The organism is Ensifer meliloti, assembly GCF_030064585.1.
Classification (GTDB): domain Bacteria; phylum Pseudomonadota; class Alphaproteobacteria; order Rhizobiales; family Rhizobiaceae; genus Sinorhizobium; species Sinorhizobium meliloti.
The window spans coordinates 2,026,284-2,053,052 of record NZ_CP120365.1; the positions used below are offsets into that span (position 1 = coordinate 2,026,284).

Here is a 26,769-nt window from a genome sequence, read left to right on the forward strand (position 1 = left end):
ATGTCAGGGCCGGCGAACCGTCGACCTAACATCTTGAATTTGCTGCAATAACTCGCAGGATATCGAGGCCGGTCGACCCACTTCCCCCGCAGTTCGCGGTTCGTCTAGCATAGGATGTTTGGACTCGCAACACGCCAACGGCAGGAATGCGGCATTACCCGGCCGGTTCGGCCGAATTTTGCCGTAAATAGTGTCGCAGGCCCTTGTCGGCGATCAGATCAGCCCGAAAACATAGGCGAGCGGCAGGATCGCGAGCGCCGCCTGGACCAGGAGCGCGAGCCAGTTGAAGAGGGTCGCACCGTTGTCGCTCATGATCGACAGGATGCGACCGAACGCCGCGAGCGCGAAAGCCGCGCCGACGGCGAGATAGACCATCGGCTGGGCAAGCAGGATGGCGCCTAGGCCCAGGCCCAGATGCATGCCGCCCATGGTGGAGCGGGCCTCCGCCAGTCCTCCCCGCCGCCCCTCGGCGATGCCGATCCCGGCGGCACGAAAGGTCAGGCGCGGCGCAAAGAGCATGACGAGCCCGATCAGCGCCGCGAGCGCGGCCGCACAAAAGGCCAGCAGCTCCCCGGTTTCCGTCGGTATGTAGAACTCCATCGCCGTCCCCGCCCGTTGCTGTGGACCCTCCGCCTCGCGCCGAGCCGACGCAGTGCGTGGAAGAGGTCTAGCCTATGTCCTTCCGGATGTGAATCGGTCGAAGGACGAAGATCCGCCAGTGATCACAAAAAACTCTGCGGATCGATGTCGAGCTGGACGCTGACCGATCCGCGCTCCTTCGGGCCGGCGGCGATCATCGCCCGGACGAAGGACTGCATGTCGCTGTTGCGCCGCCCATGGACGAGAAGCCGGAAGCGATGCCGGCCGCGGATAAGCGCGAGCGGCGCTTCCGCCGGTCCGAGGATCGCGATGCCGTCGACGCGCGGCGCGGCATTGCGCAGTCCGCGGGCGTGGCCCTCGGCATCGCCGCGCGTATCGGCCGAAACGATGACCGAGGCGAGCCGGCCGAAAGGAGGCAGCACCGCCCTTTCCCGCTCATGGATCTCGCGTTCGTAGAAAGCGTCGGAATCGCCGGACACGATCGCCTGCATGACCGGATGCTGCGGCTGATAGGTCTGCAGAAGGCCGAGGCTTTTGAGGCCCGTCCGCCCGGCACGTCCCGTCACCTGTGAAAGGAGCTGGAACGTCCGTTCCGCAGCGCGAGGGTCGCCATTGGCAAGACCCAGATCCGCATCGACGATGCCGACCAGGGTCATGTTCGGGAAGTTGTGCCCCTTGGCGACGAGTTGCGTGCCGATGACGATGTCCGCCTCCCCGCGGGCGATTGCCTCGAGCTCCAGCCGCAGCCGCTTGACCCCCATCAGATCGGAGGAGAGCACGATGGTGCGCGCGTCGGGAAAGTGCCGCTCGACCTCTTCGGCGATGCGCTCGACCCCGGGGCCGCAGGCAACGAGATGATCGAGCGTGCCGCATTCCGGGCAGGCTTCCGGAGTCCGTTCAGAGTAGCCGCAGTGATGGCACTGGATCTGGCCGCGGAAGCGGTGCTCGACCAGCCAGCTCGAGCAATCCGGGCATTGGAAGCGATGGCCGCATACGCGGCAGAGCGTCAGCGGTGCGTAGCCGCGCCGGTTCAGGAACAGGAGCGCCTGCTCGCGCCGGCCGATCGTCTTGCCGATCTGGTTCACGAGCACCGGCGAGAGAAAGCCGCCGCGTTCCGGCGGATGGCGGCGCATGTCGACTATGCCGAGATCGGGGAGCGCCGCATCGCCGAAGCGGGTGGGCAGATGGATCGGCCGGTAACGCCCCACCTCGCCGTTCACCCGGCTCTCGACCGAAGGCGTGGCGGAGACGAGCACGACCGGAAAGTTGCCGATCCGCCCGCGCACCACGGCCATATCGCGCGCATTATAGAAGACACGGTCCTCCTGCTTGTAGGCGGGGTCGTGCTCCTCGTCGACGATGATGAGGCCGAGATCCTCGAAAGGCAGGAACAGCGCCGAGCGGGCACCGGCGACGACGCGCACCTGGCCCGTCGTCACCTGCCGCCAGACCTTTTCCCGCATGCGCGGCGCGAGATCGGAGTGCCACTCCGCGGGCTTCGCGCCGAAGCGGTCCTGGAAGCGTTCGAGGAAGCTTGCGGTCAGCGCGATCTCCGGCAGCAGGATCAGGACCTGCTTGCCGGCGCGCAACGTCGCCGCTATCGCCTCGAAATAGACCTCCGTCTTGCCGGAACCGGTGATGCCGTCGATCAGCGATACCGAGAATTTCCGCTCCTCGACAGCCGCCAGAAGATCCGCAGCCGCCTGCTTCTGGGGGCCTTCGAGGCGCGGCGCGGCGAAAGCCGGATCCGGCGCGGCGACGACGGGCGGCGGCGGCATGAAGACGGTTTCGAACACGCCCTGCGACGTCAGGCCGTCGATGACGCTGGACGAGACCCCGGCGGCATGGGCAAGCCCCGAGCGGGTCCAGGAAAGCCCGTCGCTCGCCGTGGCGAGGACGCGCTCGCGCGCCGCAGTCATCCGTTCCGGCCGCATCTCGGTCAGGCGCAGGGCTTCCACCATCGGCTCCGGATCGAAGGCGGTCGGCGCCCGGAGCGCCATCCGGACGACGAGGCCAGGCGGCGTCAGCGTATAGGCGGCCACCCAATCGAGAAAGGCGCGCATGTCCGGGCCGAGCGGCGGGCAGTCGAAGACCTTCTCGATCTGCTTCAGCTTCTTCGGATCGACGCCGCCGTCGTCTTCGCCGTCCCAGACGACGCCGACGACGAAACGGGGGCCGAGCGGCACCTGCACGATCGATCCCGGCTCGACCGCCATGCCGTCGGGCACCGCGTAGGAATAGGCCCTCGGCGCCGGCATGGGCACCAGGACGGGTACCACCCGGCGGTCGAGTACGGGGCCGAATAAATCGGTTGAATCAAGAGTCATTTTGCCGTGACCTTGCCACCGCTTTCAGTTAAAGAAAACTCGCAGCGAACCGCTGCCTTGCAGAAAGCAGGGTTTGTCACGGTTCCAACCGAGTTTCAACGCGCGCGATATCCGCCATGGAATTTCCTGCTGCGGAGATGCGCCCGAAACGGCTGAGTGCCAAAGGAAGACTCCGATGAAATTTTTCGTTGATACCGCCGATGTGAAGGACATCCGGGAACTGAACGATCTCGGCCTGCTCGACGGCGTCACCACCAATCCGTCATTGATCCTGAAGGCGGGCCGCGACATCGTCGAGGTTACCAAGGAAATCTGCTCGATCGTCGAAGGACCGGTGTCGGCCGAAGTGACCGCGACCGAATACAGCGCGATGATGAAGGAAGCTGCCGCACTTTCGAAGATCGCCGACAACATCTGCATCAAGCTGCCGCTGACGCTCGACGGCCTCAAGGCCTGCAAGGCGCTGACCTCGGACGGCCACCAGACCAACGTGACGCTGTGCTTCTCGGCAAACCAGGCGCTGCTCGCCGCCAAGGCCGGCGCGACCTTCGTCTCGCCGTTCATCGGCCGCCTCGACGATATCGCCGTCGACGGCATGGACCTGATCCGCGAAATCCGCCAGATCTTCGACAATTACGGCTACGAGACCGAGATCCTCGCCGCCTCGGTGCGCACGGTCAACCACGTGAAGGAAGCCGCCCTCATCGGCGCCGACGTCGTCACCGCGCCGCCGGCAACGCTGAAGGCCTTGGTCAAGCACCCGCTGACCGACAAGGGCCTCGAAATGTTCCTCGCCGATTGGGCCAAGACCGGCCAGAAGATCGCCTGACTTTAATGGCATGGAGTGGAAGGGGCCTCGCAGCGATGCGGGGCCCTTTCGTTTCGCCCGTTTGCTGACCGCGAAAGCCCTCATTCCAGCCGATGTTCGAGAAATCCGCGATAGAGGCCAATCACTGCCTCGAAGTGAGCATGGTAGAGCAACTGCCCGGCATTGGGCAGCGTTACGACCGGAACGCCGCCCAGCGATTGCGCCAGGGCGCGCACGTCAGTGGCGGAGTGTATGAAATCCTGCGCACCGTGAAGAAAGATCGTACGGCAGCCCGGTGCCGGGAAACCGCTCCAGTCGGGTAAGGCTTGATGATAGAAGTCGTGCTTGATCGATTGCACCGACGAGGTGAAGAACTTGCGCAGCCGTTCGCCGCCGAAGGGCGCTCCATATTCGGCACCGATGATGGCCACATCTGCCAGATTGGGTCGATAAACGCTTAAGAGCAGCTGTTTCAGCGTTTCCGGCCGACGGATGCGCCGCACATAGAAATCCATGAGCCGTGAGTAGACGTGCCATTGGTTCATCGAGAGAGTGAACAGGCCGGACCGCAGCCGCCCCGCCGTGGTACGCGATGTCGTCGGCTTCACGGTGGCGCCCACGAAAGCCAAGGAAGCAACGCGATCGGGATGACGGCGGGCATATTCCAATCCATAGGCCGTTCCGCTGATGCAGGCCATGATATCTGCCTGCTCGCCGCAGAAATGCCTGCGAGCGAGATCAATCCCCTCACAGGCGTGGTCGAGATGAGCGGAGACTCCCAGTGCAACCGTTTCCTGCGACATCGCGCCATGGCGCAACGGGACGATCAGGCGCAGGGCGAGGGTATCGAGCGCCCCGAGATCCCCGTTCCTGAAGTCAGGCAGAACCATGGGATGCAGCATCACGACGGGCCGCCCACCGATCGGCCCTATCTCCACGAAGCGGTGGCTCCGACCGGCCCGGCTGCGCAGGCGCAAGGTCCGCGCTCCGGGTGCGAACTCCCGCAGCAGATCGTCGAAGTAGTCGTCCTGCGATACGCCCGTACCGGAAAACGAAGCAATCTCGAGGAAGACGCGCGAGAGCGCCCTGCCGGCGATCTCCGCCTGCGAACCGCCGCCAAGCTTGCGGGCGAGAGACTTGAACTGCGAGCGCTTCGTCTCATGGCTGACACCATCGAGAGTCGCGGCCGCGGCCAGGTTGAAACCGCAGACAAGTTGCTTCAGGAGGCGTTGCTCCGAAGGGTAGAGCGTCAGGCCACCGGTAACCTCGCCCGCGGCATCGAAAAGGGTTGAATCCCTCAAGACGATGAGGCGGGCAGGACGTTCGCTGCCGCCGGGCACGAACAGCGCCAGGCCATCGTCGAGAAGAATCCCGCCGCGCAGTTCCCCTTGCCGGTTCAACGCATGGGTGAGGTCCCGCCACAGCGCGCTGTGCCGGTCTGCCTGTTTCAGCGGATGCGGAACGCGGCCGGTAAGCTGGCAATCGATGATCTGCCATGCCCCGGCCGGATCGCCCGGATCGCTCCGCCCGGACCCCACGCTCTTCAGGAAGGAACCGGTCAGCCCATCCTGCAGCGTACCCAATGCATGCGCCAGTGCTTCCGTCAGTTCTTCCGATGCCGCGTCGTCCACTTCGCCCCTCCCGTGTCTGCCAACCCATAGGCCCGGCAACAAAATCAAGCACTCACCCATTTGGGTGATTGCCTCAACAGGACCCGCCCGTAAGGTCCGTATAGCTAAGTTTCTCTCCAGAGAGAACAATTAGCCCGGTAGAAACACCAAAGTGCAATTTCGGCATGCGTCGATCGGAAAGGGCATTCTCTATTGCAGTTTGGCCTCCTTGATTGGAGGTAATACTACAGGAATAGGCAACACGTTGAGGGGCATTGGAATTAATTCTTCGGTTACAGTCAGATTTTCGGTTCTGTTGGCAGCGTCACTGGCACTGGCCGGCTGCGGAGGAGGCTCCGGCGGTCCAGGCGGTCCAGGCGGTTCAGGCGTTCCAGGCGGGACGACCAACTTCATGAAGTTTCCGCTCGAAACGGGCAAGACCACGACTTTAAAAGGAAACGGCCGGGAAGCCACCGTTACGAAAAGCGGTGCCGTCTCCGCGTTTGGCGCTTCCGCTCCTTTGGAAGCGGAGTTGGCGAGGGACGCGACGAGTGGCGACATCAGCTCGACTACCTTGAAGACGGCGACCACGACGAAAACCTGGGACCACACCAATTCCGAGCTCGCCTATTCCCAAAACGGAAAGCTTGTGATCGCCAGCGCCGAGGACGACAGCGGCAGCATCGGTTTCGCCGATCCGGAAAAGAACGGGTTCGCCTATCAGACCTATGGCGGCTGGGTCGACGAAAAGGGCGGCCGTTTGGGGGCCTTCAGCCTCGGCAGCGAAACGGCCAAGGCGGATGTTCCCACCAGTTCAACCGCGACGTTCAAAGGAACGGCGGGCGGCATCTACGTCGACACGGTCGGCTATGACGTCATGAGCGCGGACGCCGCATTGGATGTCGACTTCGGCGACAATACGGCCAGGTTCAGGACCAACAACACCAGGCTCGAAGCGGGCGGCACGGCTGCCAACCTCGACATGTCCGGCAAGCTCGATATCGCAGCCGGCGGTCTCTCCGGCAATATCGCTACTGCCGACCAGTCGATGTCCGGCACGGTAGACGGCCGCTTCTACGGATCGGGCGCTCAAGAAGTCGGCGGCACCTTCGACTTGAAGGGAAACAACGCGACGATGGTTGGCGGCTACGGCACCGTCAAGCAGCCATGATTCGCATCGGGTTCATGGCCGGGATGCTCTTCGCAGGCGTGGCGACGAACTCGGTCGCCGCCACGCCTGCCGAGATCGACGCCAGGTTCAAGCAAGCCCTGGCCGAAGCCGGCGCCGGTCGGCCGGACAGCGCGATACGAAGCCTCCGCCTCCTTGTAACTGAGACGGCGGCACCCCGTATCAAACTCGAACTGGCACGGTTACTCCTGCGCACCGGCGACAATGCCGGTGCGCTTGCATTGTTTCGGCAGGTCTATCTGGAAAAAGCCACGCCACAAAAGGTTCGGCGCAACATTCTTCCCTTTATCGAGCAGGCGGAACTGCGTGTGCGGCGTATCCGTTACGGCGCCAGAATCATTACGGACAGCAACCCGTCCAAGGTTGGGGAGGGCGGCACGGTCTATTTCAACGGCATTCCGCTGGAGTATCAACCGCCGGCCCGGAAAGAAGTTTCCTACGGGATAGAACCGTGGTTTTCCGCCGAGAAACTCTGGCAGAACGGTTACCTGACAAAGTTCCAACTGTCGGCGAGGCTCTTCGAGGACGACGAGCTGCGAGCGGGCCATCTTCAGCTTGCAGTCGGCAAGCAGATCACGACCCTGCCCGGCCTCTTCATCCAAGCGAACCTCGATACCGGCATCGCCCGGCCGAACTCCTATGTGCTGCCCACCATCGAATCGTGGAAACGCTTCCGGCTTTCCGACACGGCGGGTGCCGGGCTTGGCGGCCAGGCCGGATACATGTTTTCGCGAGAGGCCGACGTCTCCGGACCATTCCACCGAGCCTATGTTTTCGGGGACTGGACATTCCAGCCAAACGCGACCGTGTTCGGCAAGTTGTCGGCAGAAACGCTCAACAGTCGGAACGATTACTACAGCTATATTTCGACAAAGGTCGATTTCGGCGTCAATTTCAGTGTCGCCGACATACAGCTGACGCCGCAAGTGAGCTGGAAGCAAACGCGTTTCGCCGAATACAGCCCCTTCTGGGGCAACCGGCGTAGAGATGCAACGGTAAGGCCCGAGATAGCCCTGTCGGCCGAACGGCTGGAGTGGAACGGTATCCGCCCGGAGGTGAGCGTCTTCTATGAGAAGCGCAGCAGTAATGTCGGCATCTACGATTATGATCAGTTCGGCGGCTATGTGAATTTGCGCAAGCTTTTCTGACGGCGTCCGCACGGCGGATGAAGGGGCGTCCTTATTCGTCTTCCTCGTCGATCATGCCGGTAAGCCGCATACCCTCGATCCAGGTGGACCCGTCCCTGCGGATCACCCGGCGGGGCCGGACGCCGCACCGCTCCTGAACGAGTGCCGCCAGTCTTTCGGAATGGGTGACGATCCAGATCTGGCTTTCGCGCGCGGCGCTGGCGACCATGGCGGCCAGGGCCGGCAGCATATCGGGATGAAGACTGGTCTCCGGTTCGTTCAGCGCGATGAACCTGGGACGGCGATAGGATAAAAGCGCAGCCGCCAGCGCCAGGAAGCGCATCTGCCCGTCCGAAAGCTCGCGGGGCGAAAACAACCGGTGCGGAAAGTCAGGAAAGACCAGGGAGAAATCGGCGTATTGACCAGGTTCAGGAACCGCGAGACGGGCGCCTGCAAAGGCGTCGGCAATCGCGCGATCGAGATCGGCCGTATCCTGTCTCGTGTGCCGAAGCGTCGCGAAGACGGCGGCCATGTTGAAGCCGGTCTCGTCCAGCAGCGGCGCGGTGATCGCGAGACAGGGCATTCGCAGCGGCGATTCGCGGTCGGTGCGAAAGCCGTGAAAGAACCGCCATTGGTCGACCGCCCGGCGGAAGTCCCCGATCTCCGGATAGTGGCCGGCATCGCCGAGCAACGAAATGGCCGTTTCCGATGTCATCGCCTGTTCCGGATAGTCCACCATCCGGCCGCCCTCGCCGCGCACGAAGATACCGGGGCCGATACGCTTCATCACCGGAACCGGGCGCCGGCCCGTCTCGATCGTGAGCTCCTCCTCCTTGACCTGCGGCTCATGAGCGAAACCCGCCGCCCCTTTTGGCGGGCGGAACCCCGCCTCGATCCGGTAGCGGAAGGTGATCGCTCGCTCCTCGTCGATCAGTTCGGCGTCCAGGCGAATACGCGCCGGCTTGCCGACGCGTTGCGGGCCGCTCCAGATAGCGGACACCATGCCGCCTTCTTCGGCGATCTCGCGGGCGAGATGGCCTCGCACGGCAGCCTGAACCAGTTGCAGGGCACGATAGAGGTTGGACTTCCCGACGCCGTTCTCTCCGATGAACAGATTGACGCCGGCCAAATCCATACGGATCGAGCGCAGCGACCGGTAGTTCTCGGCGAACATCGAGCGAAGCATCATGATGACGGCTTAGCCCGCTACAACCGCCCTGGCAGACAGCTCGAACGCCGCGTCGCTGTCGGCAGCCAGTGCGTGTACCGTATGACGTTCCAGCGCACGTGTCACTTCCATCGGATCGCCGTCGAGCGCGTCCGCCGGAATGAGATTGCCGATCCGGAAGTCGAAGCGGTCGCCCTTCTTGTTCAGGAGTTCGTGGAACACCGTCATGTCGCGCAGTTCCGTCGACCATTTGGCGAACCAGTAGAAGAGGCCGGAATTGCGCGCGCTCATATGCACCGGCAGGATCGGCAGGCCGTATTTGCGTGCGAAGCCGACCGCCGAGCTCTTCCAGGGGCGCTCGTTGAGGCGTCCCTCGGCCCAATAGGCGATGCGGCCGGAGGGGAAGAGCACGGTCGCCTTGCCCTCCTCGATTGCCCTGTTCGTGACCTGCAGCGTTTCGCGCGCCTTCAGCTTCGACTTGTACTCCTCCCGCCATTCGACCGGGATGACCATCTCGACGAAACGCGGATTGACGCGGATCGCGTCGCGGTTCGCAAAGAACATCATGTCCGGCCGCCGGCTCTTCAGGAGGTCGAAGACGGCGATGCCGTCGGCGATCCCCGTCGGGTGATTGCTGACGAGCAGGAACCCGCCCTTCTCGGGAATACGCTCCGGCTTGTCGGCGCGGATCTCGAGATCGAGAAGCGAACTCAGATGCTCGAAGGCCTGGAAGCCCGGCATATTGGCGACGGCATTGGCGAACTCGATCGCCTTGCGGTAGTTGAGCAGCGTGTAGAGAAAGGGCCGCATTGCGGGCCACAGGGGATGGCGGACGATCTTCTGGCCGCGCTCCGCTATCAGCGTATCGACGATATGGCCGGGACGCCCTTGCGAGACCAGCGCAACCGCCTCTGCAAAATGCGCCAGAGCGCTCGCCGAATCACGTCTCGACATTGTCCCATCCGCTGTTGCTGGCCGAACATTGCAGTTCAATATGATCGAACAATGACAAATTCCAAGGGGCCGCCGCAGCAAACTTCAGCACGTTAGGAAAAACATAACACGCCCGATGCGATGCTCCGAGCCTGGATCAGCGAGCTCACCGCGCTGATGAACCCGCCGGGCCCGATGATGAACGAACTTCTTGCGATAGGCCATCCGGAAGTGATGGCGGAACGAAGGCGCTGGCTTGCGAGCCTCGCCGAGGAACGCCGGTTGTCCGAAAAGACGGTCGACGCCTATGAGCGCGACACGCGGCAGTTCCTGACGTTCCTGACCGGGCACCTCGCGGGGCCGCCGCGGCTCTCGGATATTCGCGCCCTGCGCCCGGCGGATCTGCGCGGCTTCCTGGCGCAGCGCCGCAAGGGCGGGGCCGGCGCGCGCACGCTCGGCCGCGGGCTGGCAGGTCTGCGTTCCTTCCTGCGCTATCTCGAGAGAAACGGGCTCGCCAATGCGGCGGGCGCAGGGGCGGTGCGGTCCCCGAAGCAGCCGAAGTCCCTCCCCAAGGCATTGACCGACCGGGAGGCCCTGAAGGTCGTCACGGCGGACGCGCAACTGGCCGAGGAACCCTGGATCGCGGCGCGCAACGCCGCAGTGCTGACATTGCTCTATGGCTGCGGCCTGCGGATAGCGGAGGCGCTGGACCTGACCCCTGCCGATTTCTCAGGACCGGTCACGTCGCTCAGGGTCACCGGAAAGGGCGGCAAGACACGGATCGTGCCGATGATCGCGGCCGCCGCGGAAGCGGTCGAGACCTATCGGAAGCTCTGCCCCTACCATATCGAGCCCGAAGAGCCGATTTTCCGCGGCGCTCGCGGCGCGAAGCTCCAGCCGGCGATCATCCAGCGCGAGATGCAGAAGCTGCGCGCCGCACTCGGCCTGCCGGATTCGGCGACGCCGCACGCGCTGCGCCACTCTTTCGCGACGCATCTTCTGGCAGGCGGAGGGGATCTCCGCACCATCCAGGAACTGCTCGGCCATGCCAGCCTGTCGACGACGCAGGTCTATACCGGCGTCGATTCGGCGCGGCTCCTGGAAATCTACGACCGTGCCCACCCGCGCGCCTAAAATCCGACGCGCCCAAAATCCGACGTGCCCAAAATCCGACGTGCTTGACGGTTAACCAAGCGCGTTAAGGAACCCGTGACCGCGGGGGAGTAGGGTTCCGCCAGAGCGCTTCCAGGAAAAGTGTGCAGCGGTTTTCCGTCCGGAAGTGCGCAGCTTCAAAGAGTTAGAGCGCATCTGCGTTTCAATGAAACGCTGACATGCTCTAAATGCGGGGGGCACCCATGAACACTTTCACCGGACCGGTCCGCGATCTGGCGGCCAAGGCGGCAGACGGCCTGCTGTGGCTGATCGCGCTGTTGAATGCACTGACGGCAGCAAGCCTCCTTGCCGCCCTGCTCTATGTGTCGGATGCACGCGCGGAAGAAGTCGATTGCGCCGGCAGCAACATCTTGACCGGCCTCGAACTCTCGGACCCGGCCCGCCTGGCGGCGCTGCGCGCGGAAGCGGCGGCGGTGCCCAACGGAAAGGGCCTGCTTTGGAAAATCGAAGGCCACGGACAGGCGCCCTCCTTCCTGCTCGGCACCATGCATGTCACCGATCCTCGCGTGCTGGCGATGCCCGGCGGCGCGACGGAAGCCTTCGCAAGGGCTGAGACCGTGATCGTCGAGTCCGACGAGATCGTCGACCAGAACAGGGCAACCGCTGCGATCATGATGCAGCCCGAACTGACCATGTTCACCGGCGACAAGACGATCAACGACTTCCTGAAGCCGGAGGACCGCGCGCTTCTCGAAAGCGGCCTCAAGGCGCGCGGCATCCCCCTGCCGCTCGTCACCAAGATGAAGCCCTGGATGATCGCCAGCTTCGTGGCCCTGCCGGCCTGCGAATTCTCGCGCAAGGCGGCCGGTGCCTCCTTCCTCGACAAGAAGCTCGCCGAGGACGCGGTGAAGGAGGGCAAGACGCTCAAGGGGCTCGAAACGCTGGTCGAGCAGCTATCGGCGATGGATTCGCTGCCGGTCGAGATGCATCTCAAGGCGCTGATCGAAACGCTTGCTCTCGGCAAGACGATGGACGACGTGATGACGACGACCACCGATCTCTACCTCTCCGGCGAGACGGGCACGATCATGCCGATGATGAAACTCGTCTCCGCCGGGCTGTCGTCCGACGACGCCGGCTACGCCGAATTCGAGCAGCGCATCATCATCGATCGCAACAGGATCATGGCAGATCGCGCCGCGCCCCTCCTGAAGGGCGGCGGCGCCTTCATGGCCGTCGGCGCGCTGCACCTTCCCGGCAGGGAAGGCCTCGTCGAACTCCTGCGTCAGCAGGGGTTCACGGTAACGCGGGTGGAATGATCGGCCGGTCAATGCGATGAGAATGCCCCTCATCCGCCTGCCGGCACCTTCTCCCCGCGAGCGGGGCGAAGGAGACTCGCTGCGCCGCCGCTTGTCCCTTCTCCCCGTCAGAACGCTACGGCATGCACATATCTCTTGCGCGCCGGTGCGGCGGATACTGCTCATGAAAGGGATCCCTCGGGAACCCAACCGCCTCAACCCCGCTCGGTCGGGATTGCCCCTCAACCGGCTGCCGCCACCTTCTCCCCGCAGGCGGGGAGAAGGGATATGCCGCACCCGCTCGCTCCCTCGGGCGGATGGTGAATGCGGGGTTCAGTCGGCGCCGCTTGTCCCTTCTCCCCGCCTGCGGGGAGAAGGTGCCGGCAGGCGGATGAGGGGCAGCGCCGCCCTCCAATAATCACATGTGGATCGGCTTGAAGAAGGTGGAAAGCGCCGCTTCCTTTACCGCCTCCGACATCGTCGGATGGGCGTGGCAGGTGCGGCCGAGGTCCTCCGACGATCCGCCGAATTCCATCAGCACCGCGATCTCGTGGATCATTTCGCCGGCGCCGAAGCCGATGATGTGGCCGCCGAGCACGCGGTCGGTCTCCTTGTCCGCGAGAATCTTCACGAAACCGTCCGTCTGAAGCATGGCGCGGGCGCGGCCATTGGCGGTGAAGGGGAACTTGCCGATCTTGTAGGCGACGCCCGCAGCCTTCAGCTCTTCCTCGGTCTGGCCGACGGAGGCGACCTCGGGCTGGGTGTAGACGACGCCCGGAATGACGTCGTAGTTCACGTGGCCGGCCTGACCTGCGATGATCTCCGCCACGGCGACACCTTCATCCTCGGCCTTGTGCGCCAGCATCGGCCCACGCACCACGTCGCCGATCGCGTAGACGCCGGTAATGCTCGTCTGAAAATGCCGGTCGATCTCCACGCGGCCACGCGAATCGAGGACGACGCCCGCCTTGGCGAGACCCAAGCCGTCCGTCGAGGGCTTGCGTCCGGTAGCGATGAGCACGACCTCGGCATCGAGCGTAGTGGCCTCGCCGCCCTTAACGGGCTCGAAGGTGACCTTGGCACCGTCGCCCGATTTCACGACGCCCGTCACCTTGGCGCCGAGCTTGAAGTCGATGCCCTGCTTGGTCAGCATCCGCTGAAGCTGCTTGGCGACTTCGCCGTCCATGCCGCCGAGAATCGTGTCGAGGAATTCGACCACGGTCACCTTGGCGCCGAGGCGCGCCCAGACCGAGCCGAGCTCGAGGCCGATGACGCCGCCGCCGACGACGATCATGCTCGCGGGGACCTTTTCGAGCGCGAGCGCCCCGGTCGAGGAGACGATGGTCTTTTCGTCGAACGCGACCTCCACGCCCGGGATGCCGGCGACATCCGAGCCGGTGGCGATGACGACGTTCTTCGCCTCGAGCACCTGCTCCTCACCCTTTTCGTTCGTGACCGAGACCTTGCCCTGGCCGAGAACCTTGCCGGTGCCCTGGAAGCCATCGATCTTGTTCTTCTTGAAGAGGAAGGAGACGCCGTCGACGTTGGACTTAACGGTCGCGTCCTTGTGGGCCATCATCTTCTGAAGGTTGAGCTTCGGGTTTGCGACCTCCACACCCAGCGCCTCCAGGCCGTGCTGAGCCTGATGGAACATTTCGGAAGCATGCAGCAGCGCCTTGGAGGGGATGCAGCCGACATTCAGGCATGTGCCGCCATAGGTGCTGCGCTTCTCGACCACGGCAACCTTCATGCCGAGCTGCGCCGCCTTGATGGCGCAGACATAGCCGCCGGGGCCGCTTCCGATAACGATGAGATCATAGGCCATTTGATAATCCTTCTTGGGAGGACAGTCTTGGGAGGGCTACCGCCCGCCGCTGACGGTGAGAATGGTTCCCGTCACGTAAGTCGCCTTGTCGGACAGGAGATAGAGAATTGCATCGGCAACCTCACCGGCCGTTCCGGGCCGCTGAATCGGGATCGTGGGTGCGAGGTCGCGGGCGCGGTCGGGCAGCCCGCCGGAGGCATGAATTTCCGTATCGATGATGCCGGGCCTGACCGCGTTCACGCGTATGCCCTCGGTGGCGACTTCACGCGCCAGTCCGACCGTGAAGCTGTCGATCGCGCCCTTCGTGGCGGCGTAGTCGACATATTGCCCGGGCGCACCGAGCACGGCGGCGATGGAGGAGAGATTGACGATCGAACCGCCCCGCCCGCCGTGGCGCGTCGACATTCGCAGCACCGCCTCGGCGGCGCAACGGATGGAGCCCGTCACGTTGACGCGGAACAACTGCTCGATCCGCTCGGGCGAAACCTCGTCTACGCGCTGCGGCGGACCGACGATCCCGGCATTGTTGACGAGGCCGTCGAGACGGCCGAAGGCGGTGTCGACAGCGGCAAAGATCGCCTTCACGCCCTCTTCCCTGCCCACGTTGCCCTCGACGGAAACGGCCGTGCCGCCGGCTTCCGCGATGCGGCGGACCACGTCCTCGGCCGCATCGCGATTGGACGCATAGTTGACGGCGACCCTCCAGCCTTCGCTGGCCGCGGCAAGCGCGACCGCGGCGCCGATGCCGCGGCTGCCCCCGGTGACGAGAAGCACGGGTCCGTCGCTCATGATCCACACCCCTTGAACTGGAAGACATCGGAACTGTCGGTGGTACCCTTGCCTTCGCCCCAGGCGCTCGATTCGCGCAGCGACGGTCCGAAATCCGGAAGCAGGATCCGATCGGCTGCGGGCGCGTCCTCCGGCTGAAGCAGTCCGATCTGGCCGGCCTTGTCGACCGCATAGATCGGGCCCTGCCAGACGGTGCAGGCCTCGAGTTCCGCGCCGGTCACGTCGCCGGTCGGGCAATCGTTCATGACGATCCCGTTCGCCCGCAGTGGTTCGCCCGACGGCATCACGACGCCATCGAGCAAAACCCCGGTGTCCCCGATCCTGACCTTGAAGTGATTGCTGGTGACTGCCGCCTCCGATCCGACGGGCTCGAAGTGCAGCTCATAGGTTCCGGCCGGATCGGCATAGACCGCCTGCGCCTGGGTGCACTCGTCCGCAAGCGCCGGTGCTGCCGAAAGCATAAGCGAAGCGAAAAGAACGTTGCGGCCGCAGATCATCACGCGGCCTTTTCCGTCGCCAGCTTCAGTCCGAGCGCGATGAAGACCATGCCGCTCGCCCGGTCGATCCATTTGCTCGCACGTGTGAAGGCCGCCCGCATCCGCGGCGTCGTCATGAACAGGCTGACCCCGACGAACCAAAGGATCAGCGCGCTCGCCATGACGAAGCCATAGCCGAATTTGACCGTCATCGGCGTATGGGCGCTGACGACCGTCGAAAAGATCGACAGGAAGAAGAAGACCGCCTTGGGATTGAGCGCGTTGGCGGCAAAGCCGAGCCCGAAGGCCTTCAGCGCCGACTGCTGCCGGCGGGCTTCGCCGGACTCGGCCGCTTCTTCGACCGCGATTTCCGTCTGGCCGGCGCGAAGGGCTTTGATGCCGATGTAGATCAGGTAGGCGACGCCGCACCATTTGACGATGTTGAAGAGGTAGATCGACTGCGAGATGATCAGCCCGAGGCCGAGAATGGTGTAGGTCACGTGGAACATCAGCGACGCGCCGATGCCGAAGGAGGTGATGACCGCCGCGCGGCGGCCGTGCACCAGCGATTGGCGCAGCACCATGGCGAGGTCGGCGCCGGGCGAAACGATGGCGAAGGTGAAGATCGCCATTAGCGAAGCGAGTTCGATCAGATAGCTCATCATGTTTTGCGACCGGTGCTTACGATGCCCAAACTGTCCGGGATGCGCGCATAGCGTGCCCCCGAAACCTAACCTCTGGTTCCGTGGCTGTCGATGCCCGTCAGACGCGCGTCCCGGCACGGGCATCGGTGGAGATGGAAACGGGGGCACGCGGCCCCCGCCATTCCCCTGGAGCGGGATGAGGAAAAGCGTGTGCGGTTTTCCGCCCGCATCCCGCGTCTCATGACTTTGAGTCGACCCGACCTAAAATCACCGTGATCTAGAGATCCAGCACCAGGCGTTCCGGATCCTCGAGGCTTTCCTTGACGCGCACGAGGAAGGTCACCGCTTCCTTGCCGTCGACGATGCGGTGATCGTAGGAGAGCGCCAGATACATCATCGGGCGGATGACGACCTGACCGCCGATCGCGACCGGGCGGTCCTGGATCTTGTGCATGCCGAGGATGCCCGATTGCGGAGCGTTGAGGATCGGCGAGGACATCAGCGAACCGTAGACGCCGCCGTTGGAGATGGTGAAGGTGCCGCCCTGCATGTCGGCCATGGACAGCGTACCGTCACGCGCTGCCTTTCCGAGACGGCCGATTTCCTTCTCGATCTCGGCGATCGACATCTGGTCGGCATCGCGCACGACCGGCACGACGAGACCCTTGTCGGTGCCGACGGCGACGCCGACGTGGCAGAAGTTCTTGTAGATGATCTCGGTGCCGTCGACCTCGGCGTTGACAGCCGGCAGCTCCTTCAGCGCATGCGTCACGGCTTTGGTGAAGAAGCCCATGAAGCCGAGCTTCACGCCGTGCTTCTTCTCGAAGATGTCCTTGTACTTCGAGCGCAGGCTCATGACGGCGCTCATGTCCACCTCGTTATAGGTGGTGAGCATAGCCGCGGTGTTCTGCGCGTCCTTCAAACGCCGGGCGATCGTCTGGCGCAGGCGGGTCATCTTCACGCGCTCTTCGCGGGCGGCATCTTCCGCCGGCGCCGGCGCGCGGGCCTGGACCTTGGCCGGTTCGGCTGCAGCCGGAGCCGAAATGCCCTTGGCGACGGCCGCGAGCACGTCACCCTTCAGCACCTGGCCGCGCTTGCCCGAGCCGTCGATCTGATCGGCGGAAAGATTGTTCTCGGCGATGAGCTTGGCGGCGGCCGGGGCCGGCGGCATCGACGTGGACGTCTGCGTCGCGGCAGCGGCGGCCGGCTGTGCGGCCGCAGCCGGAGCAGCGGTGGCGGCAGCAGGTTCAGGCTTCTTCTCGGCCGCAGCCGGCGCAGCGGCGGCAGCACCCGCGCCCTCGGCGATCTGCCCGAGCAGCGCGCCGAGACCCACGGTTTCGCCCGCCTGCGCGACGATTTCGCTGAGCGTGCCGGCGGCCGGGGCCGGAACTTCGATCGTCACCTTGTCGGTCTCGAGCTCGAGGATCGGCTCGTCGGCCTTGATCGGGTCGCCGACCTTCTTGAACCAGGTGCCGACGGTCGCTTCGCTGACGGATTCGCCAAGGGTGGGAACGCGGATTTCTGTTGCCATGAGTTTTGTTCCGTTGATCAGATTTCTGTTTCTAGCTCTTTGAGTTACGCGCTCCCGGACGGAAAACCGCTACGCACTTTCCTGGAAGTGCTCCAGCGATCGGCAGACCGTGAGGGGCTTCGTCAGCCCCCCAGCGCATCCTCGAGGAAGGCGGCAAGCTGTGCCAGATGCTTGGACATCAGGCCCGTCGCCGGGGAAGCGGCGGCCGGACGGCCGGTATAGCGCACCCGCTGGTACTTGGCATCGATATGGGCAAGGACCCATTCCAGATAGGGATCGATGAACGACCAGGCGCCCATGTTCTTCGGCTCTTCCTGGCACCAGACCATCTCCGCGTTGCGGAAGCGGCTGAGCTCGTTGATGAGCGCCTTGGCCGGGAACGGATAGAGCTGTTCGACGCGCAGCAGGTAGATGTCGTCGATGCCGCGCTTCTCGCGCTCCTCCAGAAGGTCGTAATAGACCTTGCCCGAGCACATGACGACGCGACGGATCTTCGAATCCTTCTGCAGCTTGATCGGACCGTCCTTGATAACCTCTGCATCGTCCCAGAGGAGACGGTGGAAGGAGCTCTCGCCGGCCATTTCCGACAGGCTGGAGACCGCCCGCTTGTGACGCAGCAGCGACTTCGGCGTCATCAGGATCAGCGGCTTGCGGAAATCGCGCTTCACCTGACGGCGCAGGATGTGGAAATAGTTCGCCGGGGTCGTGACGTTGGCGACCTGCATGTTGTCTTCCGCGCAAAGCTGCAGGAAGCGTTCCAGCCGGGCGGAGGAATGCTCCGGCCCCTGGCCCTCGTAGCCGTGCGGCAGCAGGCAGACGAGGCCCGACATGCGCAGCCACTTGCGCTCGCCCGACGAGATGAACTGGTCGAAGACCACCTGCGCGCCGTTGGCGAAGTCGCCGAACTGGGCTTCCCAGAGCGTCAGGGCGTTCGGGCGGGCGAGCGAATAGCCGTATTCGAAGCCGAGCACCGCCTCTTCCGAGAGCATCGAATTGATGACCTCGTAGCGTGCCTGGGTCGGCGACAGGTTGGCGAGCGGAATGTATCGCTCTTCGGTCTCCTGATCGTAGAGAACCGAATGGCGCTGCGAGAAGGTGCCGCGCTCGCAATCCTGACCGGAGAGGCGGATCTTGGTGCCCTCGGTGACGAGCGTACCGAAGGCGAGCGCTTCCGCCATCGCCCAGTCGATGCCCTCGCCGGTCTGGATCATATTGGCGCGGTTTTCCATGAAGCGCTGGATGGTGCGGTGCGCGCTGAAGCCGGCCGGAATTTCGGACAACTTGCGGCCGACCTCCTTCAACTGCTTCATCGGCACCGAGGTCCGCCCGCGGCGCTGCTCATCCTGGTTGTCGGCCGTGCGCAGGCCCGACCAGGCGCCGTCGAGCCAGTCGGCCTTGTTTGGCTTGTAGGACTGGCCCGCCTCGAATTCCTGTTCGAGATGGGCGCGCCAATCGGCCTTCATCTTCTCGACTTCGCCTTCGCTGATCAGGCCCTCGGCGATCAGCCGGTCCGAATAGAGCTGGACGACGGTCTTGTGCGCACGGATCGCCTTGTACATCTTCGGCTGCGTGAACGCCGGCTCGTCGCCCTCGTTGTGACCGAAGCGGCGGTAGCAGAACATGTCGATGACCACCGGCTTGTGGAACTTCATCCGGAATTCGGTCGCGACCTTGGCCGCATAGACGACCGCTTCCGGATCGTCACCGTTCACGTGGAAGATCGGCGCCTCGATCATCTTCGCCACGTCCGACGGATAGGGCGAGGAACGCGAGAAGGCCGGGTTCGTGGTGAAACCGATCTGGTTGTTGATGATGAAGTGCACCGTGCCGCCGACACGATGCCCGCGCAGGCCGGAGAGGCCGAGAATTTCGGCGACCACGCCCTGGCCGGCAAATGCCGCGTCGCCGTGCAGGATCAACGGCATGACCTTGACGCGTTCGCGCAGCGGAATGATGTCGCCTTCGAATACGGTCGCCATCTGGTCCTGCTTGGCGCGCGCCTTGCCCATGACGACCGGATTGACGATCTCGAGATGCGACGGGTTCGCCGTCAGCGACAGGTGGACCTTGTTGCCGTCGAACTCGCGGTCCGAGGAAGCGCCCAGGTGATACTTGACGTCGCCGGAGCCTTCCACGTCATCGGGCGTGTAGGAGCCGCCCTTGAACTCGTGGAAGATGGCGCGGTGCGGCTTGGCCATCACCTGCGAGAGAACGTTGAGGCGGCCGCGATGCGCCATGCCCAGCACGATCTCCTTGAGGCCGAGCTGGCCGCCGCGCTTGATGATCTGCTCGAGCGCCGGGATCAGCGATTCGCCGCCGTCGACGCCGAAGCGCTTGGTGCCCTTGTACTTGACGTCGATGAACTGCTCGAAGCCTTCCGCCTCGATGAGCTTCTGCAGGATCGCCTTCTTGCCCTCGGGGGTGAATTCGACGCCCTTGTCCGGACCTTCGATGCGTTCCTGTATCCAGCCCTTCTCTTCCGGGTTGGACATGTGCATGAATTCGACGCCGATCGTCGAACAATAGGTCCGTTCGAGGATCTCGACCATCTCGCGCACGGTCGCATATTCGAGGCCGAGCACGTTGTCTATGAAGATCTTGCGGTCGTAGTCCTTCTCTTCGAAGCCGTAGGTCTTCGGGGAGAGTTCGTCGTAATCCTCGACCGGATCGGCAAGGCCGAGCGGGTCGAGCTTGGCGTGCAGGTGGCCGCGCATGCGATAGGCGCGGATCATCATGATGGCGCGGACGGAATCGCGCGTCGACTGATGCACCTCGGCCTCGCTGAGCGCCACGCCGGCAACGGCTGCGGCTTCCTCTGCCTTCGCCTTCACCTTCTTTTCGATGACCTTTTCGACCGTGCCCCAGTCGCCGTCGAGGGCCGAGACGAGTTCGCCATTGGCGGGAATCGGCCAGTTCTGCTTCTTCCAGGAGGCGCCCTTGGCCGCCCTCACCACATCTTCGGGCCGGTCGGCAAGCGCCTTGAAGAAGGACTGCCACTCGGCCGAAACGGATGAGGGGTCCGCTTCGTAGCGCGCATGGAGCTGCTCGATATAGGCGGCATTGGCGCCGTCCAGAAAGGATGTGAGCTGGAATTGCTCGTTGGCCTCTTGCCTTGTCATGGTCTATCGCGGACTTCAGCCCGCCTCCTGACTTAAGTTGGTGTGCCGGGTTGTCCCGGTCATGTTTGCCTTCTGCCGGATCGGCGCCTTCAACGGTCAGGCGCGTCGCTCCGGCTGCGTCGGCCCGGTTCCGGCTGTTCGCCATCTGCACCGGACTTGACGCTCATCATCGTATCTTTCGTGGCTCCAATGGGGCGGCATGGTCTGCCGCCCCGCTGCAAAGTGCCACGGCGACCTTTATGCGTCCGACAGGACGCGCGGGCGCCGTAGGATCGTTCGTCAGCCCTTCAGGACTTCGACCAGCGTCTTGCCGAGGCGTGCGGGCGAAGGCGAGACGCGGATCCCGGCCGATTCCATAGCCGCGATCTTGTCTTCCGCACCGCCCTTGCCGCCGGAGATGACGGCGCCGGCATGGCCCATGGTGCGGCCGGGAGGCGCGGTACGGCCCGCGATGAAGCCGACCATCGGCTTCTTGCGGCCGCGCTTTGCCTCGTCTTTCAGGAACTGCGCCGCTTCCTCTTCGGCCGAGCCGCCGATCTCGCCGATCATGATGATCGACTTGGTCTCGTCGTCTGCGAGGAACATTTCCAGCACGTCGATGAACTCGGTGCCCTTGACCGGGTCGCCGCCGATGCCGACTGCCGTCGTCTGGCCGAGGCCTTCATTGGTCGTCTGGAACACCGCCTCGTAGGTCAGCGTGCCGGAGCGCGAAAGCACGCCGACCGAGCCCTTGCGGAAGATGTTGCCCGGCATGATGCCGATCTTGCATTCGTCGGGCGTCAGCACGCCCGGGCAGTTCGGGCCGATGAGGCGCGAAGAGGACTTTTCGAGCCGGGCCTTGACCTTCACCATGTCGGCGACGGGAATGCCCTCGGTGATGCAGACGATGAGCGGGATTTCGGCGTCGATGGCCTCGATGATCGCCGCGGCGGCACCGGCCGGCGGGACATAGATCACGGAAGCGTTGGCGCCGGTCGCGTCGCGCCCTTCGGCAACGGTAGCGAAGATCGGCAGTTGCTCGCCCTTGGCGCCGGTCCAGGTCTCGCCGCCCTTCTTCGGGTGGATGCCGCCGACCATCTTGGTGCCGTTATAGGCGAGTGCCTGCTCGGTGTGGAAGGTACCGGTCTTGCCGGTCAGGCCCTGAACGAGAACCTTGGTGTCTTTGTTGATCAGGATGGACATGAAACCTCAGGCTCCCTTCACGGCTGCAACGATCTTCTGGGCGGCGTCGTCCAGATCATCGGCGGAAATCACGTTGAGGCCCGATTCATTGATGATCTTCTTGCCGAGCTCGACATTGGTGCCTTCCAGGCGCACGACGAGCGGCACCTTGAGGCCGACTTCCTTGACCGCTGCGAGCACGCCCTCGGCGATGACATCGCATTTCATGATGCCGCCGAAGATGTTGACGAGGATGCCCTTCACCGCCGGATCGGCCGTGATGATCTTGAAGGCCTGGGTGACCTTTTCCTTCGAGGCGCCGCCGCCGACATCGAGGAAGTTCGCGGGCTCGGCGCCGTAGAGCTTGATGATGTCCATCGTCGCCATGGCAAGACCGGCGCCGTTGACCATACAGCCGATATTGCCGTCCAGGGCGACATAGGCGAGGTCGTATTTCGACGCCTCGATTTCCTTGTCGTCCTCTTCCGTCGTGTCGCGCAGCGCGACCACGTCCTCATGGCGGAAGAGCGCATTGCCGTCGAAGGAGACCTTGGCGTCGAGGACGCGCATCCGGCCGTTCGTCATGACGATCAGCGGATTGACCTCGAGCAGGCTCATGTCCTTTTCGACGAATGCCTTGTAGAGGATCGGGAAGAGCTTCTCGGCGTCGGCACGCGCTTCGCCTTCGAGCTTCAGCGCGTCGGCCAGCGTCTTCAGATTTTCTGCGGTCACACCCTTTTCCGGATCGATCGCAACGGTGACGATCTTCTCCGGCGTATGTTCGGCGACCGCTTCGATATCCATGCCGCCCTCGGTCGAAACGACGAAGGCCACCTGGCCGACGGAGCGATCGACGAGGATCGAGAGATAGAGCTCGCGGTCGATATCGGCGCCGTCCTCGATATAGAGGCGGTTGACCTGCTTGCCGGCCGGACCGGTCTGCTTGGTCACCAGCGTGTTGCCGAGCATGTCCTTGGCATTGGCGACGACCTCGTCCACCGACTTGGCCAGGCGCACGCCGCCCTTCGCATCGGGGCCGAGTTCCTTGAACTTGCCCTTGCCGCGGCCGCCGGCGTGGATCTGGCTCTTCACCACGTAAAGCGGCCCCGGCAGCTTCTTCGCGGCCGCCTCGGCCTCGTCGGCGGAGAAGATCGCGACGCCTTCCGCGACCGGCGCGCCATAGCTCTTCAACAGAGCCTTGGCCTGGTATTCATGGATGTTCATGGGTTCTTTCCTGTCTGATAGGCCGGATGGCGGTTACTTCAGGCTGGGTGCGATGTTGATGCAGGCTTCGCAAAGGCCGGCGACGGCCGCAACCGACTTGTCGAAGGCTTCCTTCTCGCCCTTGTTGAGGTCGATCTCGATGATGCGCTCGATGCCGCCGGCACCGATCACGGTGGGCACGCCGACATACATGTCCTTGACGCCATACTGGCCGGAGAGATGAGCGGCGCAGGGCAGCACGCGCTTCTTGTCCTTGAGATAGGCTTCGGCCATTTCGATCGCCGAGGCGGCCGGCGCATAATAGGCCGAGCCGGTCTTGAGCAAGCCGACGATCTCGGCGCCGCCGTCACGGGTGCGCTGAATGATCTGGTCGAGCTTTTCCTTGGTGGTCCAACCCATCTGGATCAGGTCGGGCAGCGGGATGCCGGCAACCGTCGAATAACGCGCGAGCGGCACCATGGTGTCGCCATGGCCGCCGAGCACGAAAGCGGTGATGTCCTTGACAGAGACGTTGAACTCCTCGGCGAGGAAGAGCCGGAAGCGCGAAGAGTCGAGCACGCCGGCCATGCCGACGACCTTGTTCTTCGGCAGGCCGGAGAACTTCTGCAGCGCCCAGACCATGGCGTCGAGCGGGTTGGTGATGCAGATGACGAAGGCGTTTGGAGCGTATTTCTTGATGCCGGCGCCGACCTGTTCCATGACCTTGAGGTTGATGCCGAGCAGATCGTCGCGGCTCATGCCGGGCTTGCGCGGCACGCCGGCGGTGACGATGCAGACGTCGGCGCCCTCGATCGCGGAATAGTCGCTCGCACCGGTCAGCGATGCATCGAAGCCCTCGACCGGGGAGGACTGCGCGATGTCGAGACCCTTGCCCTGGGGAATGCCGTCGGCAATGTCGAAGAGGACGATGTCGCCCAGTTCCTTCAGGCCGGCGAGATGCGCCAGCGTGCCACCAATCATCCCCGAACCGATAAGTGCGATCTTGTTGCGCGCCATGAAAGTGCTTCCTTTGTGATCCCAAAATGATCAAGGCCTGAAACGCGGCAAACGCCAAACCTTCGCGAAAGCCCTTAAACGGCAAAGGGAAAAATATCAATCGATACTTTTTGGCAGAGCAATTTCAATCGGTTAGATCGTAAAATTCTTACGTAAACGTAAGAATTGATGTCGCCGGACCGTCATTCCGCCGCTGAATTTTGCGGGTGAGCCGCGGCATATTCCTGGCTTTGCATCTCGATCAGACGCGAAACCGTACGGTCGAATTCGAAGCCTTCGGTGCCCTTCCTGGCGGTCAGCAGATGCTGCGGTTCCGCGGCAGCCGAGGCGAACAGGCGGGCGCCCTGGTCGTAGAGGGCATCGACAAGAATGATGAAGCGCTTCGTCTCGTTGCGCAGGTGCGGCCCGAGATGCGGAACATGGTCGAGGAAGATGGTGCTGTACTGCGCGACGATCGCAAGATAGTCGGCGGCACCGAGCGGCTGCGCGCACAGGTCGGCAAAGGTGAACCGCGCGGCCCGGCCGGCCGCCGCCGGCACGCGGATCGTCCGCCCCTTGCGGCCGATCTCGGCCGAGGCGGCCGGCGCTCCGCTCGTCTCCCGATACCAGGCACGATCCATGGCGGCTTCCGTTTCGGGCCCGAGCGGCGACAGCCACACGGGCGCGCCATCGGTCTTGCCCAGGCGATAATCCGTTTCCGTATCGAGCGAGATTATCTCGGCATTCGCCTTCAGGAGATCGATGAACGGCAGGAAGAGACCGCGATTGAGGCCGTCGCGATAGAGATTGTCCGGCTCGACGTTTGAGGTCGCGACAAGCACGCAGCCCTTGGCGAACAGTTCGCCGAAGAGCCGCGCCAGGATCATCGCATCGGCAATGTCGGTGACGGTGAACTCGTCGAAACACAGAAGCCGCGCTTCGCCGAAGAGATCGGAAGCGACGGGCGGGATCGGATCGGCCTGCTTCGTCTCGCCGTTCTTGAGCTTCTGCCGGTGCCTGTAGATGCGCTCATGCACATCGGCCATGAATTCGTGGAAATGGGCGCGGCGCTTGCGCTGGATCGGCACCGCATCGAAGAACATGTCCATCAGCATGGTCTTGCCGCGCCCGACGCCGCCGTGGATATAGAGGCCCTTGACCGGCGGCTGGTCCTTCTTGCGCGCCGCAAAGAGCCAGCCGAGCGCATTGGTCTTGCGCGAGGGGCGGCTTGCCAGGAGATTTGCCGTCAGGCTGTCGAGCCTTCTTGCGATTGCGAATTGAGCGGGGTCACGCTGCCGTTCGCCGGCGGCAACGAGCGCCTCGAGCTTGTGAAGAATGCTGTCGTCAGGATTGAGCACGATGCGCTTCTATCGTTTCGTGGTTTTGCGGCTCTGGTCCATCATGCGGCGTGAAGCGGAGAAATGCTCAGATCACCTGCGGCATCACGCGCGCGTTCCAGTTCATAATGGCTTTGGAGATTGATCCAGAATTCCGGCGTCGTACCAAAGGCCTTGGAAAGCCGCAGAGCCGTATCGCCGGTAATGCTCCGGCGTCCCTTGATGATCTCGGTGATCCGGTTCGCCGGAACGCCGATATGGCCCGCCAGCTTGCGGGCGCTGATATTCATCGGCTCAAGAAACTCGCTGGCGAGGATTTCGCCGGGCATGATCGGATCAATGATAGTCGCTGATTTCGACATCGTAGGCGTCTCCGTTCTCGAAGCGGAAGCAAATCCGCCATTGCTGGTTAATGCGGATCGAATACTGCCCCGCCCGATCACCTTTCAGCGCTTCCAGCCGATTGCCGGGCGGAACACGCAAATCCTCGATGCGCGTAGCCGCGTGAAGCATGAGAAGCTTCACGAGAGCGGGTTTCTGAAACGCGCCAAAGCGGCGCGTTCGCTGCCGCTTGAACACTGCTTCAGTCTCCTTGTTCCCGAAGCTTTGAATCATACGCGATACGTAACACGCTGCACATGGAGAGCGCAACAGAGGGGTTCGAGAACGTTATCGGATGAGGCAACGCGGGCGGAAAGCCCACGCACAGCTAGCTCAAGCAGCGCTAATCACGATGATTTTAGGTCGGATCGACCTAAAATCATGAACGTGATCGATTCCTGCAAGTTGAGATGCGGGATGCGGGCGAAACCGCACACACTTCTCCTCCGCCCTAGCGGCTGAGGCTGACCGGCTGCCCGCCATTGGTCGAGCCGTCGAAGCGCGCATCGGCCGTCTTGTAGAGCCGGGCGATCGGATTGCCGCTGCGATCCTTGAGCACGACCTGCTTGCCCGCCACCTCCCACGACCCCATGGCCGTCAGCTCGCCGGCGCAGCCGCGCGTGCCGCCGCGCGAACCGCTGCCGAGATTGGTGAGCGTCAGGAACATGTCGCATGAACTGCCGGCACTCGAAACGCGCCAGTTGCCGACCATCGATTCCTTCGTCACGTCGAGCGCATTGGTGGCTGCGGCCACTTCCGTGCCGGCAGCAGCGCCGGGCGCTGCGGTGCCTGTCGTCGGTGCGGCCGGGAACTGCGACGCCCCGGCCGGAGGCGGCAGCTGCCCCGCCGAGACGGAGGGTACGGGCTGCGCCTGCAGGGGAGCGGGAGCGCGAGAAACATCCTGAGATCCGAAACCACCGAAGGACGTCCGCTGGCATCCGGTTAGCGCAAGTACAACCGCCAACCCGGCCGCCGCATGTGAAACCCGCATATCTTTACCCCCGATATTGTCCGCGAACCATAACGCAACGCGATAATATAGGCCGAATTACAGCAAAACCACCTTTCAAATCAAGGCAAGCCATTTCGCGCCCGGCAGTTGCAGGATTGAGACGCCCGACGAATTCGCTCGCA

General features: G+C 63.7%; 23 protein-coding genes and 1 pseudogene. 5 read left to right on the forward strand and 19 right to left on the reverse strand.

All coding sequences use genetic code 11. From position 1 onward, the window contains the following. Positions 1 to 213: 213 nt before the first annotated feature. On the reverse strand, positions 214 to 600 hold the full coding sequence (locus PZL22_RS16780) for an AGROH133_08824 family phage infection protein (RefSeq protein ID WP_003530294.1): 387 nt from the start codon (positions 598 to 600) through the stop codon (positions 214 to 216). Positions 601 to 722: 122 nt separating this feature from the next. Beyond that, a complete protein-coding gene (locus tag PZL22_RS16785) occupies positions 723 to 2,927 on the reverse strand; it encodes a primosomal protein N' (RefSeq protein WP_010970369.1) in 2,205 nt (734 codons plus the stop codon). A 175-nt stretch (positions 2,928 to 3,102) separates the two neighbouring features. Here PZL22_RS16785 and fsa point away from each other — a divergent pair, with 175 nt between their 5' ends. After that, positions 3,103 to 3,756, forward strand: a complete 654-nt coding sequence (gene fsa, locus PZL22_RS16790; RefSeq protein ID WP_003530290.1) for a fructose-6-phosphate aldolase — start codon at positions 3,103 to 3,105, stop codon at positions 3,754 to 3,756. Between the two features lie 80 nt (positions 3,757 to 3,836). On the opposite strand, the gene PZL22_RS16795 is transcribed toward fsa, so the two are convergent. Continuing rightward, on the reverse strand, positions 3,837 to 5,366 hold the full coding sequence (locus PZL22_RS16795) for a bifunctional helix-turn-helix transcriptional regulator/alpha/beta hydrolase (protein ID WP_003530288.1): 1,530 nt from the start codon (positions 5,364 to 5,366) through the stop codon (positions 3,837 to 3,839). 259 nt (positions 5,367 to 5,625) lie between these two features. Between PZL22_RS16795 and PZL22_RS16800 the strand changes: the two genes are divergently transcribed. Continuing rightward, a complete protein-coding gene (locus PZL22_RS16800) occupies positions 5,626 to 6,516 on the forward strand; it encodes a transferrin-binding protein-like solute binding protein (protein WP_127614763.1) in 891 nt (296 codons plus the stop codon). Continuing rightward, complete coding sequence (locus tag PZL22_RS16805; protein ID WP_003530284.1) at positions 6,513 to 7,682, forward strand: surface lipoprotein assembly modifier; 1,170 nt, start codon at positions 6,513 to 6,515, stop codon at positions 7,680 to 7,682. The genes PZL22_RS16800 and PZL22_RS16805 overlap by 4 nt, the downstream gene beginning before the upstream one ends. A 31-nt stretch (positions 7,683 to 7,713) precedes the next feature. Here the strand turns inward: PZL22_RS16805 and PZL22_RS31620 are convergent, their stop codons facing one another. The 3 genes and pseudogenes from PZL22_RS31620 to PZL22_RS16815 form a co-directional block, all read right to left on the reverse strand. Continuing rightward, complete coding sequence (locus PZL22_RS31620; protein WP_411974198.1) at positions 7,714 to 8,244, reverse strand: AAA family ATPase; 531 nt, start codon at positions 8,242 to 8,244, stop codon at positions 7,714 to 7,716. Between the two features lie 300 nt (positions 8,245 to 8,544). After that, positions 8,545 to 8,850, reverse strand: a pseudogene (locus tag PZL22_RS31625) (AAA family ATPase); the annotation flags it as partial. A 9-nt stretch (positions 8,851 to 8,859) separates the two neighbouring features. Continuing rightward, positions 8,860 to 9,783 (reverse strand): lysophospholipid acyltransferase family protein, encoded by a 924-nt coding sequence (locus PZL22_RS16815; RefSeq protein WP_003530281.1) that lies wholly within the window; start codon positions 9,781 to 9,783, stop codon positions 8,860 to 8,862. 177 nt (positions 9,784 to 9,960) lie between these two features. Here PZL22_RS16815 and PZL22_RS16820 point away from each other — a divergent pair, with 177 nt between their 5' ends. Together PZL22_RS16820 and PZL22_RS16825 are read left to right on the forward strand one after the other, a co-directional pair. Next, positions 9,961 to 10,896: a tyrosine recombinase XerC gene (locus tag PZL22_RS16820; protein WP_003530279.1), complete on the forward strand. Its 936-nt coding sequence runs from the start codon at positions 9,961 to 9,963 to the stop codon at positions 10,894 to 10,896. A 221-nt stretch (positions 10,897 to 11,117) separates the two neighbouring features. Beyond that, positions 11,118 to 12,194, forward strand: a complete 1,077-nt coding sequence (locus tag PZL22_RS16825; protein ID WP_003530277.1) for a TraB/GumN family protein — start codon at positions 11,118 to 11,120, stop codon at positions 12,192 to 12,194. 397 nt (positions 12,195 to 12,591) lie between these two features. On the opposite strand, the gene lpdA is transcribed toward PZL22_RS16825, so the two are convergent. From lpdA to PZL22_RS16890, 13 genes are all read right to left on the reverse strand, one after another. After that, positions 12,592 to 13,998 (reverse strand): dihydrolipoyl dehydrogenase, encoded by a 1,407-nt coding sequence (lpdA, locus tag PZL22_RS16830; protein ID WP_003530275.1) that lies wholly within the window; start codon positions 13,996 to 13,998, stop codon positions 12,592 to 12,594. 36 nt (positions 13,999 to 14,034) lie between these two features. Further along, positions 14,035 to 14,787 (reverse strand): SDR family oxidoreductase, encoded by a 753-nt coding sequence (locus PZL22_RS16835; RefSeq protein ID WP_003530273.1) that lies wholly within the window; start codon positions 14,785 to 14,787, stop codon positions 14,035 to 14,037. After that, the gene (locus tag PZL22_RS16840) at positions 14,784 to 15,284 is read right to left on the reverse strand and encodes a hypothetical protein (protein ID WP_003530271.1); all 501 of its coding nucleotides are present in this window, start codon (positions 15,282 to 15,284) and stop codon (positions 14,784 to 14,786) included. Before PZL22_RS16840 ends, PZL22_RS16835 begins: the two co-directional genes overlap by 4 nt. Further along, positions 15,284 to 15,928, reverse strand: coding sequence for a LysE family transporter (locus PZL22_RS16845; RefSeq protein ID WP_003530269.1), 645 nt, complete (start codon positions 15,926 to 15,928; stop codon positions 15,284 to 15,286). Before PZL22_RS16845 ends, PZL22_RS16840 begins: the two co-directional genes overlap by 1 nt. A gap of 256 nt (positions 15,929 to 16,184) precedes the next feature. Next, positions 16,185 to 17,438, reverse strand: coding sequence for a 2-oxoglutarate dehydrogenase complex dihydrolipoyllysine-residue succinyltransferase (odhB, locus tag PZL22_RS16850; RefSeq protein ID WP_003530267.1), 1,254 nt, complete (start codon positions 17,436 to 17,438; stop codon positions 16,185 to 16,187). A gap of 122 nt (positions 17,439 to 17,560) precedes the next feature. Beyond that, positions 17,561 to 20,557: a 2-oxoglutarate dehydrogenase E1 component gene (locus tag PZL22_RS16855; RefSeq protein ID WP_003530264.1), complete on the reverse strand. Its 2,997-nt coding sequence runs from the start codon at positions 20,555 to 20,557 to the stop codon at positions 17,561 to 17,563. Between the two features lie 279 nt (positions 20,558 to 20,836). Continuing rightward, a complete protein-coding gene (sucD, locus tag PZL22_RS16860; protein WP_003530262.1) occupies positions 20,837 to 21,739 on the reverse strand; it encodes a succinate--CoA ligase subunit alpha in 903 nt (300 codons plus the stop codon). A 6-nt stretch (positions 21,740 to 21,745) separates the two neighbouring features. Next, on the reverse strand, positions 21,746 to 22,942 hold the full coding sequence (sucC, locus tag PZL22_RS16865) for an ADP-forming succinate--CoA ligase subunit beta (protein WP_003530260.1): 1,197 nt from the start codon (positions 22,940 to 22,942) through the stop codon (positions 21,746 to 21,748). 33 nt (positions 22,943 to 22,975) lie between these two features. Further along, positions 22,976 to 23,938, reverse strand: coding sequence for a malate dehydrogenase (gene mdh, locus PZL22_RS16870; RefSeq protein WP_003530257.1), 963 nt, complete (start codon positions 23,936 to 23,938; stop codon positions 22,976 to 22,978). Between the two features lie 182 nt (positions 23,939 to 24,120). Then, positions 24,121 to 25,275, reverse strand: coding sequence for a cell division protein ZapE (gene zapE, locus PZL22_RS16875; RefSeq protein WP_003530254.1), 1,155 nt, complete (start codon positions 25,273 to 25,275; stop codon positions 24,121 to 24,123). A 41-nt stretch (positions 25,276 to 25,316) separates the two neighbouring features. Next, positions 25,317 to 25,616: a HigA family addiction module antitoxin gene (locus PZL22_RS16880; RefSeq protein WP_003530252.1), complete on the reverse strand. Its 300-nt coding sequence runs from the start codon at positions 25,614 to 25,616 to the stop codon at positions 25,317 to 25,319. Continuing rightward, entirely contained in the window at positions 25,591 to 25,869 is a 279-nt protein-coding gene (locus PZL22_RS16885; RefSeq protein WP_003530250.1) for a type II toxin-antitoxin system RelE/ParE family toxin, read from the reverse strand. The genes PZL22_RS16880 and PZL22_RS16885 overlap by 26 nt, the downstream gene beginning before the upstream one ends. Positions 25,870 to 26,086: 217 nt before the next feature. Further along, a complete protein-coding gene (locus tag PZL22_RS16890) occupies positions 26,087 to 26,626 on the reverse strand; it encodes a protease inhibitor Inh/omp19 family protein (RefSeq protein WP_003530248.1) in 540 nt (179 codons plus the stop codon). Positions 26,627 to 26,769 lie beyond the last annotated feature (143 nt).

What these genes read in the sequence shown, in the direction of transcription:
- PZL22_RS16780 (WP_003530294.1), bottom strand. Translation starts at nt 600, where the DNA reads ATGGAGTTCTACATACCGACGGAAACCGGGGAGCTGCTGGCCTTTTGT.
- PZL22_RS16785 (WP_010970369.1), bottom strand. Translation starts at nt 2,927, where the DNA reads ATGACTCTTGATTCAACCGATTTATTCGGCCCCGTACTCGACCGCCGG.
- fsa (WP_003530290.1), top strand. Translation starts at nt 3,103, where the DNA reads ATGAAATTTTTCGTTGATACCGCCGATGTGAAGGACATCCGGGAACTG.
- PZL22_RS16805 (WP_003530284.1), top strand. Translation starts at nt 6,513, where the DNA reads ATGATTCGCATCGGGTTCATGGCCGGGATGCTCTTCGCAGGCGTGGCG.
- PZL22_RS31620 (WP_411974198.1), bottom strand. Translation starts at nt 8,244, where the DNA reads ATGCCCTGTCTCGCGATCACCGCGCCGCTGCTGGACGAGACCGGCTTC.
- PZL22_RS16815 (WP_003530281.1), bottom strand. Translation starts at nt 9,783, where the DNA reads ATGTCGAGACGTGATTCGGCGAGCGCTCTGGCGCATTTTGCAGAGGCG.
- PZL22_RS16820 (WP_003530279.1), top strand. Translation starts at nt 9,961, where the DNA reads ATGAACGAACTTCTTGCGATAGGCCATCCGGAAGTGATGGCGGAACGA.
- PZL22_RS16825 (WP_003530277.1), top strand. Translation starts at nt 11,118, where the DNA reads ATGAACACTTTCACCGGACCGGTCCGCGATCTGGCGGCCAAGGCGGCA.
- lpdA (WP_003530275.1), bottom strand. Translation starts at nt 13,998, where the DNA reads ATGGCCTATGATCTCATCGTTATCGGAAGCGGCCCCGGCGGCTATGTC.
- PZL22_RS16835 (WP_003530273.1), bottom strand. Translation starts at nt 14,787, where the DNA reads ATGAGCGACGGACCCGTGCTTCTCGTCACCGGGGGCAGCCGCGGCATC.
- PZL22_RS16840 (WP_003530271.1), bottom strand. Translation starts at nt 15,284, where the DNA reads ATGATCTGCGGCCGCAACGTTCTTTTCGCTTCGCTTATGCTTTCGGCA.
- PZL22_RS16845 (WP_003530269.1), bottom strand. Translation starts at nt 15,928, where the DNA reads ATGATGAGCTATCTGATCGAACTCGCTTCGCTAATGGCGATCTTCACC.
- odhB (WP_003530267.1), bottom strand. Translation starts at nt 17,438, where the DNA reads ATGGCAACAGAAATCCGCGTTCCCACCCTTGGCGAATCCGTCAGCGAA.
- PZL22_RS16855 (WP_003530264.1), bottom strand. Translation starts at nt 20,557, where the DNA reads ATGACAAGGCAAGAGGCCAACGAGCAATTCCAGCTCACATCCTTTCTG.
- sucD (WP_003530262.1), bottom strand. Translation starts at nt 21,739, where the DNA reads ATGTCCATCCTGATCAACAAAGACACCAAGGTTCTCGTTCAGGGCCTG.
- sucC (WP_003530260.1), bottom strand. Translation starts at nt 22,942, where the DNA reads ATGAACATCCATGAATACCAGGCCAAGGCTCTGTTGAAGAGCTATGGC.
- mdh (WP_003530257.1), bottom strand. Translation starts at nt 23,938, where the DNA reads ATGGCGCGCAACAAGATCGCACTTATCGGTTCGGGGATGATTGGTGGC.
- PZL22_RS16880 (WP_003530252.1), bottom strand. Translation starts at nt 25,616, where the DNA reads ATGTCGAAATCAGCGACTATCATTGATCCGATCATGCCCGGCGAAATC.
- PZL22_RS16885 (WP_003530250.1), bottom strand. Translation starts at nt 25,869, where the DNA reads ATGATTCAAAGCTTCGGGAACAAGGAGACTGAAGCAGTGTTCAAGCGG.
- PZL22_RS16890 (WP_003530248.1), bottom strand. Translation starts at nt 26,626, where the DNA reads ATGCGGGTTTCACATGCGGCGGCCGGGTTGGCGGTTGTACTTGCGCTA.